The organism is Myxococcaceae bacterium JPH2 (assembly GCA_016458225.1).
Taxonomy (GTDB): domain Bacteria; phylum Myxococcota; class Myxococcia; order Myxococcales; family Myxococcaceae; genus Citreicoccus.
The window spans coordinates 392,640-403,765 of the sequence record JAEMGR010000009.1 but is presented as its reverse complement, the minus strand read 5'-3'; the positions used below and the strand labels follow the sequence as shown (position 1 = coordinate 403,765).

Annotated in this window: 9 protein-coding genes; 7 read left to right on the top strand and 2 right to left on the bottom strand. The window is 69.6% G+C overall.

Going from position 1 to position 11,126, the window contains the following annotated elements:
- Positions 1–12: 12 nt before the first annotated feature.
- The 5 genes from JGU66_16960 (at position 13) to nadD (ending at position 4,605) form a co-directional block, all read left to right on the top strand.
- The gene (locus JGU66_16960; GenBank protein ID MBJ6762463.1) at positions 13–750 is read left to right on the top strand and encodes a hypothetical protein; all 738 of its coding nucleotides are present in this window, start codon (positions 13–15) and stop codon (positions 748–750) included.
- Between the two features lie 66 nt (positions 751–816).
- Positions 817–2,121: an adenylate/guanylate cyclase domain-containing protein gene (locus JGU66_16955; protein ID MBJ6762462.1), complete on the top strand. Its 1,305-nt coding sequence runs from the start codon at positions 817–819 to the stop codon at positions 2,119–2,121.
- A gap of 40 nt (positions 2,122–2,161) precedes the next feature.
- Complete coding sequence (locus JGU66_16950; GenBank protein MBJ6762461.1) at positions 2,162–3,343, top strand: DUF1343 domain-containing protein; 1,182 nt, start codon at positions 2,162–2,164, stop codon at positions 3,341–3,343.
- A gap of 16 nt (positions 3,344–3,359) precedes the next feature.
- Entirely contained in the window at positions 3,360–4,034 is a 675-nt protein-coding gene (locus JGU66_16945) for a hypothetical protein (GenBank protein ID MBJ6762460.1), read from the top strand.
- A gap of 7 nt (positions 4,035–4,041) precedes the next feature.
- Positions 4,042–4,605, top strand: a complete 564-nt coding sequence (gene nadD, locus JGU66_16940) for a nicotinate (nicotinamide) nucleotide adenylyltransferase (protein MBJ6762459.1) — start codon at positions 4,042–4,044, stop codon at positions 4,603–4,605.
- A 9-nt stretch (positions 4,606–4,614) separates the two neighbouring features.
- Here nadD and JGU66_16935 read toward each other — a convergent pair whose 3' ends face one another.
- On the bottom strand, positions 4,615–7,818 hold the full coding sequence (locus JGU66_16935) for a hypothetical protein (protein ID MBJ6762458.1): 3,204 nt from the start codon (positions 7,816–7,818) through the stop codon (positions 4,615–4,617).
- A gap of 69 nt (positions 7,819–7,887) precedes the next feature.
- Here JGU66_16935 and JGU66_16930 point away from each other — a divergent pair, with 69 nt between their 5' ends.
- On the top strand, positions 7,888–9,192 hold the full coding sequence (locus tag JGU66_16930; protein ID MBJ6762457.1) for a hypothetical protein: 1,305 nt from the start codon (positions 7,888–7,890) through the stop codon (positions 9,190–9,192).
- Here JGU66_16930 and JGU66_16925 read toward each other — a convergent pair whose 3' ends face one another.
- Positions 9,193–10,068 (bottom strand): DUF2520 domain-containing protein, encoded by an 876-nt coding sequence (locus tag JGU66_16925; GenBank protein MBJ6762456.1) that lies wholly within the window; start codon positions 10,066–10,068, stop codon positions 9,193–9,195.
- A gap of 222 nt (positions 10,069–10,290) precedes the next feature.
- Between JGU66_16925 and JGU66_16920 the strand changes: the two genes are divergently transcribed.
- Complete coding sequence (locus JGU66_16920) at positions 10,291–11,079, top strand: hypothetical protein (protein MBJ6762455.1); 789 nt, start codon at positions 10,291–10,293, stop codon at positions 11,077–11,079.
- Positions 11,080–11,126: the final 47 nt, after the last annotated feature.

The window sequence follows — 11,126 nt, the reverse complement described above, 5'->3', positions numbered from 1 at the left end:
TATCTGCCGTGGATGACGTGGGTCATCCTGGCGGCGCTGCTGGCGGCCGCCGCCGACGCGCCAGCCTCTTCCGCCCTGACAGCGCCCCCGACGGTGGCCCCCGCCCCCTCCCTGGCGGCGGCGCTCGCCCATGAGGCGGAAGGGGATGATGCGGCGGCGCTCGCGGGCGTGGAGTCGCTGGCTCGGACCCAGCCCTCCTGGGAGCTGCCTCACCTGGAGGCGGCCCGGCTGCTCCTGAAGGCGGGGGGGCCGGCCTCGCTCGAGCGGGCGCAGGCCCACCTGGATGCCGTGGCCTCGGTTGCTCCGGAGAACCCCCGAGGGCACTACCTGCGCGGTCTGCTGCTCGAGGAGCAGGGCCTGCCGTTCAAGGCGGCCCGCGCCTATGAGACGGCCTTGTCGTACCGCGCCTCGTATGAGGAGGCCCGCTTCCGGCTCGCCAGCGTGTGGGTGGGGCTGGGGGACTGGCTCAAGGCCGAGTTGCACTACCGTTACCTGGCCCATGCCCGACCGGAGTGGGTCCAGGTGCGCCTGCAGCTCGCCCTGGTCCTGGAGCGGCAGGAGCGCATCGCGGACGCGGAGCGGGAACTTCTCGCCGCGCGAGAAGCCCAACCCGGCGGGGGGATGGTGCTGCGCAAGCTGGCCGAGTTCTACGAGCGGACGAACAGGCCCCAACTCGCCGCGAAGGTGCGTGCCCAGCTCTCCGCGCCCGAGCCCCGGCGCATGCGCGCCCTGAAACCTTCCAAGCGCTGACAGCGACCGCGAGGCTTCTCCGGTGGCAATTGCTTCGCGCCGGCTGCTGCATACACTGCGCGCGCCTTGAAGACCGCCAACCTCGCCATCGTGTTCACCGACATCAAGGGGTTCACCGAGCGCACCAGCCGGCAGACCCTGGAGGAGAATCAGCGCCTCCTGCAGGTGCACCAGGCGCTCCTGGCGCCGCTGTTCAAGGCCTTCGGTGGGCGCATCGTCAAGTCCATCGGCGATGCCTTCCTCGTCACCTTCGAGTCGCCCACGCAGGCGGTGCTCAGCGGCATCGCCATCCAGGATCGCCTCTGGCAGCACAACCGGGGACTCAGCGACTCCGAGCAGCTCCACGTGCGCGTGGCCGTCAACGTGGGCGAGGTCCGCCTGGAGGCGAACGACGTCTTCGGCGAGCCCGTCAACATCGCCGCCCGCGTGGAGGGCATCACCGAGGCGGGCGAGGTCTTCTTCACCGAGGCTGTGTACCTCGCGATGAACAAGGCCGAGGTGCCCTCGCAGGAAGTGGGCGCCTTCGAGCTGAAGGGCATCCCCGGAAAGATTCGCGTCTTCCGCGTGCCGCGCGCGCCCTATCGGGTCGAGGCGCCGTCCCCGGGCGCGGTGGTGCCAGCGGATGCCGAGGCCTCGATGCCGCCCTATGGAAACCTCGCCCTGTCGCGCGTGTCGGAGAGCGCGCTGAGCGGCGCGGTGGACCTGGGGGCGCTGGGCCAGCGCGCGGCCGTGTTGGGGCAGCGCGCAGCTGATGGCGCGGTCGTGCTGGGGCGACAGGCTCGGACGGCCAGCGGCGTGTTGATGTCCCGTCTGTCGCAGGTGCTGCCTCCGACGCTCGTCGCGCGACTCCAGTTGCAGGGGAACGGCCGCAAGGTGGCGCTGGGCGCGGGTGGCGTGGCGTTGGCGTTGGGGCTGGCGGTGGTGGCCTGGGGCGGAGGCGCCACGATGCGGGCCATCCACTCCGTGGAGGGCACGTCGGGCGCGGAGAAGGAGACCCGCGTTCGCGAGGCCCGGCGGCTCATCGGTGACGAGCGCGACGTGGGCCGGCGGCACTACTTGTTCGGCCAGCTGGAGGAGGCCCAGGGCAACGTGAAGAGTTCCCTGGACAGCTACGAGCGGGCGGCGCGAGCGGGAGACCGGACGTCCGAGTCCCGCATCATCGCCTTGCTGGACCATGCGCAGTGCGGCGTGCGCGCGGCAGCGGCCAGCGCCGTGGCGGATCTGAAGCTCAAGCGAGCGCGTGGCGCGCTCGAGGACCTGGCCGACGACGGCGGCTCTGACGACGGTCAGACGGGCGGCCTGTTTGGACTGGGCACGTGCGACTCGAAGAAGGCGGCGCAGAACGCGCTGCGGCGCATGGGCGAGGATTGATCGCCGGCGGCGTCGCCAACCGAGGCGCGAAGGGGTGACCGTGACGAAGGTGAAGACGGGGCTGGATGTGTGGGTGGAGCAGGGCTTCGCGGCGCTGAAGGGGCGTCGCGTGGGCGCCATCGTCAACCCCACCAGCGTGGACTCGCGCTTCCGCCACCTGGCGGACCTGCTGGCCGAGACGCCCGGGGTCACGCTCGCGGCCCTCTTCGGTCCCGAGCACGGCATCCGTGGCGAGGCCCAGTACATGGTGGCCGTGGACGACGCGCGCGACCGCCGCACCGGTGCGCCCGTGCACAGCCTCTACGGCTCCACGTTCGAGTCGCTGTCGCCGCGCCAGGAGTGGCTCCAGGGCCTGGACGCGCTCGTGTTCGACATCCAGGACGTGGGCTCGCGCTACTACACCTACGTCTACACCATGGCCCTGGCGATGAAGGCCGCGGCCCAGGCGCGCGTTCCGTTCTTCGTGTTGGATCGCCCCAACCCGCTGGGGGGCGTCCACCTGGAGGGGAACCTGGTGGGGCAGGGGTTCCGCTCGTTCGTGGGCCTCTACGCGCTACCCAACCGCCACGGCATGACGGCGGGCGAGTTGGCCCGGCTCTTCAACGCCCAGGAAGGCTTCGGCTGCGACCTGACGGTCATCCCCTGCGAGGGGCTGCGCCGGGAGATGTCCTGGAGCGACACGGGGCTGCCGTTCATCTCGCCCTCGCCCAACATGCCCACCGCGGACACCGCGCTCGTGTATCCGGGCATGTGCCTGGGAGAGGGGACCACCGTGTCGGAAGGACGCGGCACGTGTCGCCCGTTCGAGCAGTTCGGCGCCCCGTGGGTGGACACGGACGCGTTGCTGGCGCGGCTGGCCCGCGAGCAACTGCCGGGCGTGGCCTTCCGGCCCGTGGGCTTCACGCCCACCTTCGACAAGTACCGAGGCCAGTCGTGCAGCGGCGCGTTCATCCACGTCACGGACCGCCAGACGTTCCAACCCCTGCGGACGGGCATCGCCATCTTCCAGGCGCTGCATGACATTGGGCCCGGGCACTTCGGCTGGCGCGCGGATGCCTATGAGTTCGTCGAGGACGTGCCCGCGTTTGACCTGCTGTGCGGCACGGACCAGGTGCGCCGCGGCATCGAGGGGGGCTGGCCCCTGGACCGGCTGATGGAGGGCTTCTCCGCCCAGGCCGAGGCGTTCCGCCGGCAAAGGGAGCCCTTCCTGCTGTACGCTTGAGCGTGGGGACTTCCACGTGATCGGCGTCTTTTCCGACAGCCATGGCGATCTCGCGGCCTTTGATGCCGCGTACGAACTGTTGCGTGCGCGCGGGGCGCGACGCTTCATCTTCACAGGTGCGCGCTTCACGGACCTGGACGAGTGGGTGCTGTGGCGCCGCCAGAAGAGCCGAGGCGGGCGCGAGTACTCGGACGCGGACTTCCTGGCGGACGTCACGAACTGGCTGACGAACACGCAGGAGGCTCGGCCTCGGACGCCTGCGTTCGGCGCGGCGCCCGCGGACGTTGCCTCGGAGGACGATCGGCGTCTGGTGATGGAGCGCTTCGTGCGCGTGCCCGAGCGCGAGTCGCTGCACTACCGGGATCCGTCCACGCCCAACAAGATGCTCGAGTTGATGGGGGACACGCTCTGCTGTGTCGTCCATGACAAGAACGACCTGAGCCGGGATGATCTCCTCAACGCGATGGTCTTCATCCACGGCAAGGAGCCGGAGCCTCGCGTGGTGCAGATTGGCCCGCGCTACTTCGTCACCCCCGGTCGTCTCGTCGGCGTGGCCGAGCAGACCTGTGGCTTGCTGGAGAAGGTGGACCGCAACCTCCAGTTCTCGGCCTTCCGGTTGGATGGGCACCCGGTGCTGGAGCCGCAGGTGCTGCAGCTGGACAAGCGCGGCACGAAGCTGACCGTCAAGTGAGGCATCCGTGAAGGTCGCGTTGCTCGGAGGCTCGTTCAATCCGCCGCACGTGGGGCACCTGATGGCCGCGCACTATGTGCACGCCACGCAGGGCGTGGACGAGGTGTGGTTCATGCCCGCCTTCCATCACCCGTTCGGCAAGCAGCTGGAGAGCTACGAGCACCGCGTGCGCATGTGCGAGGCGCTCTGTGAGGACGCCTCGGGCTGGCTGAAGACGAGCCTCGTGGAGCGCGAGGTGGGCGGCAGCGGACGGACGGTGGACACGCTGTCGTTCCTCGTCGAGCGGTACCCGCACATTCGCTGGTCGCTCATCATCGGCAGCGACATCCTGCGCGACCTGCCGAACTGGAAGGACTTCCACCGCATCCAGCAGATGTCTCGCGTGGTGGTGCTGTATCGCGCGGGGTACCCGGCTCCGGAGACAGTGGGGCCGCCGCTCGCGGAGGTCTCCTCCACGCAGATTCGCGACATGCTCTCGCGCGGCGTCGAGCCCGACGAGCTGGTGCCCTCGCGCGTGCTGACCTATGCGCGACACGAGGGGCTGTATGGACTGGCCGCCCGACGCGCCTGAGCGCCGGGGCTAGAAGGTCAGGCCGATGAGGTGCGCGTTGCCCAGCTTGTCCTGGAAGCGGTACGCGTATTGGTAATAGATGGCGAAGGGCACGAACTGGCCGATGGTGAAGCGCAGCGTCGCCGCGCCGCCCACCGCGCTCAGGTTCCGGCGATTGTCCAAGCGCGCCGCGGTGCCGAAGCCCTCCAGCTCGAACTGGCGGAGGAAGAACGAGGGCAAGACGAAGAGCGTGGACGCCCAGCCATGGTCGAGGATGAAGCGGTAGCGGTACACCGCCGAGCCGATGGCCACGTTGCGGGCGCGGAACGTGCGGTCCTCGAAGCCGCGCAGGTATTCGCCAAACTCGATGCCGGGCTGCAGGTCGAGCGGCAGCGGGCTTTCATCCGTGGAGCGGCGGTTCTTGTAGAAGACCTGTCCCGGGAGGATGCCGCCCACTTCGAGCAGGCCCTCGGGTGCGCCGGGCAGGGCTCGGCCCACGGCGGAGAGCTGGAGGTTGTCCTTGCCCGTGAAGGGCAGTCCGCCGAGGAAGCCATCCAGGCCGACGCGCACGTCGCCCATCGTCTGGGTGTGGAAGAACGCGTTCGGGTAGAGGCCACCGGACAGTGACATGCCCAGGCCTCGCTGCGTGCCGCCGTAGGCCGTGCCCGAGCCCGCGAAGTAGGCGACGGCGACCTCGGGGCCGATGAGCTTGGTGTCGAGGGCGGGCTCGCTGTCCGTCGCGTCGAACTGCCGACGCAGGGCGAGCAGGCCGAACGTCACGGGGGTCGTCCAGAACGTGCGCGTGGCGAAGGCCGTGGCCTGCGTATCGATGTGTGCGTTGGTGCGGATCCGCGAGGCCGACAGCTGGATGTAGAGCGGAGCCAGCTGCGCGTTGCCATACGCGAGCGAGATGCCCGGCTCGTTCTGCTCCGTGTCGAACGTGAGCTGGAGGGCATAGGCATGGAACCCCAGGCGGTCCTGCCCCGCGAGCGCCAGCCCTCCCAACAGACGGGATTGGTCTGTCTTTCCCTCGCTCGGCTGCGTGTAGAGGTACGGCAGCCGATAGTCGGGGATGAAGAAGTCCTCCAGGAGCGAGTACGGCTGATCGGAGACGACCTCCAGGATGTGGCCGGCCTCGGGCGGTGGCTGCACGGGTTCGTCGAGCACGGACACCGAGACCGCCGATGTGGCCGGAGCGAGCGGCTCAGGCGCGGGAGTCTGTTGAGGTGCGTCTGTTGGGAGCGCGGGCGGCGCGGTGTTTTCCGTCGGGCCACTGGCGACGCCATCCGTCGTGGCAGGTGCATCTCCCCGCGGTGCCGTGGACTCACCGGGAAGCGGTGGCGGCGTCAGCACCGTCACCGCAGGTGGCTCGGTGCGCTCAGGAAGGATGGGTGTCGCGGACTGGGGCGGAGTCGCGCTGGGGCTCGGAGGTGTCGCCGCGAGTGGCTCCGCGATGGCCGTCACCGGCGCGTGGTCCACGGTGAAGTGGGTGCCGTCGCGGTTGAGGAAGACCACGGTGTCCTGTCCCATCGGCGCGACGTCCATCACCAGGAACGGCGCATCGGTGATGCGCGAGACCGCCCGCGTGGCCACCGTCATGACGTGCGCCTGGAGGCGCTGCTCGTGCTCGCGCAGGAAGACCACGCGCTCCGCGTCCAACCACTTCGGCGAATAGTTGAACTGACCATCCCGCGTGAGCCAGTGCAGCGCGCCATCCGCCTCCCTCAACACCAGGTCCCATCCGGCCTCGCCGCCCATCGGGAAGACCATCCGCTGGCCATCGGGGGAGAGGGCCGGTGGGCCCATGGCCACGTGTGACGTGAAGTCCGTGAGCGCGTCCTGCCGCCCCGTCTCCAGGTCCAGCCGCACGAGGTTCGCGATGTCGCCGTGCACTCGGACGAACACATAGCCGAGGCCATCCGGAGTGACGGCGCCACCCATTCCCTCCAGCCCACCCCACAGGCGAACGACGTCACCCGTGCGGGCATCCACCTTCCAGAGCTTCGAGACGGAGCTGCCCTCGTTGTCCAGGTCCGAGCCGACCATGAACAGCCAGGCTCCGTCCGCGCTGAACGACATGCCGCTCACCAAGGTGGCGCTGGCCTGCACCCAGCGGCGCCCCGGGAGGAGCTGCACCAACGCACGCTCGAAGCGCACCCGTCCGTCGCGCTCATAGACAGACAGATGGGGGATGGACTCGCGACCCTCGCTCACCACGGCCGTGGCTCCGTCACCCGCGTGGGTGGCGAGCCGCGCGAAGTAGCCCACGCCCGGCACGAGGACCTGCTGCGAGTCGGGGCGCTCGCGGACATGGAGGGACTCACGCAGGCTCCGCGCGTAGTCCGAGAACAGTGAGCCGATGTCCTTGCCGAAGACCTTCTTGAACCGCAGCGTCACCGCCAGCGGCGGCACCACCGAGCTGCCTTGCTCGTCGACCAGCTCCCACAGCTTGCGCTCGCCGTAGGTGCGGGCCAGGTACTCCACGAAGTGCATGCCCGTGAGGTAGTTGCCGCCGAACGGCTCCATCGCCCGATGCTCGACGGACAGGTAGCCGGGGTTGAGATGGCCCCCTGTCTCCTGGACCATGGACTCGAACCAGCCGCGCCAGATGGGGCTGGAGGGGCGGCCCGTGTCCTTGCCCAGCCGACCCTCGAAGTAGGTCGCGAGCCCCTCCAGGAACCAGGACTCGGTGAAGATGTTGGGCTGGAGCACGCCGCCCGTCACGCGGTTGATGAAGCCCCACACGCCGTCCACCTGCTGCATCTGGACGTAGTGGACGGCCTCGTGACACGCGACGTCGCCGATGTCCGTCTCACCCAGCCCGAACAGGTTGAACAGCTCCAGCGACATGTGCTGGGGCAGCACCATCTGCTGGGGAATGCTGGGCAGGTTCGGGACGACGTAGGCGTTATTGAAGTCGGCGCTGGTCAGGTAGATGAGCGCGCGCTGCCGAGGCGTCTGGCTCCAGGCGTCTCCCCGCAGCCGCTCGACACAGCCTTCCAGGCGCGCGGCCACTCGCAGCGCGGAGGCCCGCAGCGGCTCTGGGTAATAGAGCTCGAGCGAGCGCGTGGTGAGCTTCCGCATCTCCTCGCGCGCGAACGAGGCCTGGATGTTTTGCGGGAAACGGGGTGTGACGTACGCACACCCGGTGGCGAACATCAGGAGGCAAGCGAGGAGAACAGACCCGCGAAACCGCCGGCAAGAAGCTGGCATGCGGATCATCCTAGCGGGCACAAATCGTGGCCACGACCGCGTTTTTCACGGTAAGGGTGGCCGCCGCTTCTCTTCTCTCAGGAACCGCCCATGTCCGAACCCGCCGCCCAGGCGCACCCCGTTCCCCAGCACGTCCACAACGCACAACTCCAGGTCTCCGCCGCCCTCGAGAAGTCCGAGGGCAAGCCCGTGGATCTGCTCAAGGCGCCCTGGGCCGAGGTGGAGACGGCTGTCACGAAGCTGGTGGGTCCGTTCCAGCCGAACAGCCCGGATCACCAGGGTCTGGCGCTGGGGCTGGCGGGCGCGTTCGCCATGCGGCTCATCACCGAGCACCAGGGCTTCTGGTTCCCCAACCGCGACTCTCCCGAGGGCGCCACGCTGGGCTTCCCCGACGCCATCATCATGCTGTCCCCGTTCGGGGCGGTGATGGACTCGCTGGTGCAGGGCAAGTTGTCGCGGCTGGATGACCTGTCGCAGGACATCCGCCGCTCGCTCGGGCAGGTGCGGCTGAGCGTCAATCCCTCACAGGCCCCGCGCCTGGGGCCGGCGGACTACCAGCGCCTGTTCGACCCGGGCTTCCTCCAGTTCATCGTGGTGGATCCGGCCAAGGCGAAGACCGCCGTGGAGACCCGCCCGGATGCGCTGGCGCGCGATGTTCGTGACGCGCTCGGTCGGACCCAGCCGCCGCTTCCTCCCGAGGCGCGGCAGCAGTTCGAGGGGCAGATCGTCCAGTCCCTGCAGCGCCTGGATGCGACCAAGACGCTGGCGGACCAGGCGGATCGCGCGCCTCGGCTCGCGGAGCTGATGACGCACCTGTTCGCCACCGTGGGCGGGACGGGCTCGGCGCCCGAGGAGTTCTGGCACGACATCGTCCTCCCGCTGCTCTTCATCGGCGCGCCGGCGAGCTTCCCGCCGCTGGATGAGGACGAGCTGGAGGCCTTCCGCCAGGGCGCGGATCCGCTGGCGCTCTTCGTGGACGTGGTGCCGCACGCGCACCCGGCGCCGGACGAGGGCCTGCTGGGCGCGTTCGACATGTCGGAGATCGGCCTCATCCACCCGGCGTTCCAGAAGGTGGGTGCGCTTCGCCTCATCCGCATCAACGCCGCGCGCATCAAGCCGCTGCTGGAGAAGTTCGACGCGAACGCGACGGTGGACGTGCTCAACCGCTTCACGGCGCACGTCTCGCAGGCGGCCGGCAAGCCTGCCACCCAGTCGCCACAGAGCCAGGAGATGCTCCAGGCCGCGATGACCCTGCTCATGGACCTGAAGCGCTCCGTGACGCAGGCGCAGGGCGAGCTGTGCCTGCGCCGGCTCACCGAGGCCGAGGCCGCCTCCGAGCAGGCCCTGGCCATCGTGCGCAAGGCCCTGCAGGGCCCGCGCATCATCCTGACCTAGTCAGTCGTCGCCGAGCAGTCGTGCCAGCGCGGCGCGCGACTCGGGGCTGAGTCTCTCGGAGGCCAGCCCCAGCGCGCGCCGCGACAGCAGTCGATGCAGCTGCGCCACGTCCGGTGGCAGTGCCGCGAGGTGCGCGGCCACCACGGCCGTGTCGCCTCGGACGACGGGGCCCGTGAGTCCGCCCGAGAGCCCACGCGCCTCCACGCCACGCAGCGCCGAGCGCATCAGGGGAAGCAGCGCCGCGAGCGCCTCCTCGTGTTCGATTCCCGCCGCGCCCAGGGCCGCGACCGCCGCATCCGCCAGCGCCACGAGTCCGCCCGCGCTCAGCACCGCGCCCGCGTGATAGGCGGCGCGCCGCGACTCGGGCACGTCGAGCGCGTGAAGCTCCACGTCCTCGGCCATCCGCCGCAGCACGGAGCGCAGCGCGGGAGAGCGCGTGCTGAGGGCCACCGCGTGGCCCGCGAGCGAATCTCGAGGCGAGGACACCGCGCACAGCGGATGGAACGAGCCGACCGCGCGGCCTCGTGACGCATCGACAGCGGTGAGGGGCAGGGCGCCCGCGGTGTGCACCAACGCCACGCTGCGTGGCAGGCGCGTCGCCAGCTCGCGCGATACCGAGGGCACCGCCGCGTCGGGGACGCACAGCAGACACACGCGCGCTTTCTTCACGTCATCTTCCGTCGCGGAGACGAGTCCCAGCGCGCGCGTGCGGCGCTGTCCTTCCGCGTCACGCGAGGCCACGCGCACGGGCCAGCCACGGGCCTGGAGCGCGAGGCCCAGGGCACCGCCGAGTCGGCCGGAACCCACGATGACGACGGGAGGACGCGGCGGATCCGAAGGGGCGCGGCGCCGCGCGCGAGGTGAACGGGAACGCATGTCCGCACGGTAGCAGCGCGTCATGCGCGCGGCTGTGGCATCCGACGCCACACGCGAGGCTCCTGTTGTGGCCCGACATGTCACGCGTGCGGGCGCGCGAACTCTCTCCGGCACTCGAAGGCGCACGGATGGCATTGCGACTGCACTGGTGACAGCTACCCGCACTCCCCGATGGACGCACCCCCGCGTCCCTCTCGCGTGGCGTGGGAAGGACACAGTGTCATGAAGAGCTTGGGCATGAAGCTGTCCGGTCTGGCATTCCTCCTGGCCGCACAGGGCGCGGCTGCGTACGACTACAACGTAGACCTCCGCAACACCGGAACGACCACGGCGTATGACGTGGCGGTGGTTCTGGATGGCAATGAGGGCGTCACCAGCACGTTCGATGGCTACGGCTCCGGAGCTTGGGACGGCTACTTCTACGAAGTGAGCAATCAGCCGACGGCGGACGGCAACACCGTCATCCACTGGCAGAACATGTGGGGCAACAACTCGCCCATCCCGCCGGGAGATCAGATCCACGTCGGCTGGAGCACGTCGGATTGCCACAGCACCATCAAGGACATGTACTGGACGAACAAGTCCGGTGGGCGCATCCGCGGCAGCGTCATCCTGAACGTGTCCACGGGTGTTTCGTATCCGTCGCCCACGAAGCCCGTGATCCGCTTCGATCACCTCTTCTCCACCGAGGTCGCGGTGCGCATGGAGCTGACCAACGTGCGCTTCGCGGTGGTGAACCAGGGCCTGTCGCTGGAGGGCCTGACGAGCGCCAACCAGGAGCTGATGGCGCAGCTGCGCCCACTGGGCCAGGGCCGCTTCACGCTGGATCCGGGCAAGTCCATCTCCGTGGATGTGCCGGCGACCGTGAATGAGGGCCAGGCCCTCGTGGTCGTCTACGACACGGGCGCGCCGGCCGGCAAGGCGAGCCTCGCGGCCGCGGCCGCGGTGTCCAGCGGGCTCGCGACCCACTTCACGCAGGTCGTCAACCGCCCGAACAACCCCTGCCCCTGATTCGCTGAGCAGTTGAGTCCATAGGACTCTCGAGGCCGGATGCCGCG

Excerpts from the sequence above, each read along its gene's own strand:
- JGU66_16960 (MBJ6762463.1), top strand. The coding sequence starts at position 13 with ATGACGTGGGTCATCCTGGCGGCGCTGCTGGCGGCCGCCGCCGACGCG.
- JGU66_16925 (MBJ6762456.1), bottom strand. The coding sequence starts at position 10,068 with ATGCGTTCCCGTTCACCTCGCGCGCGGCGCCGCGCCCCTTCGGATCCG.
- JGU66_16930 (MBJ6762457.1), top strand. The coding sequence starts at position 7,888 with ATGTCCGAACCCGCCGCCCAGGCGCACCCCGTTCCCCAGCACGTCCAC.
- JGU66_16920 (MBJ6762455.1), top strand. The coding sequence starts at position 10,291 with ATGAAGAGCTTGGGCATGAAGCTGTCCGGTCTGGCATTCCTCCTGGCC.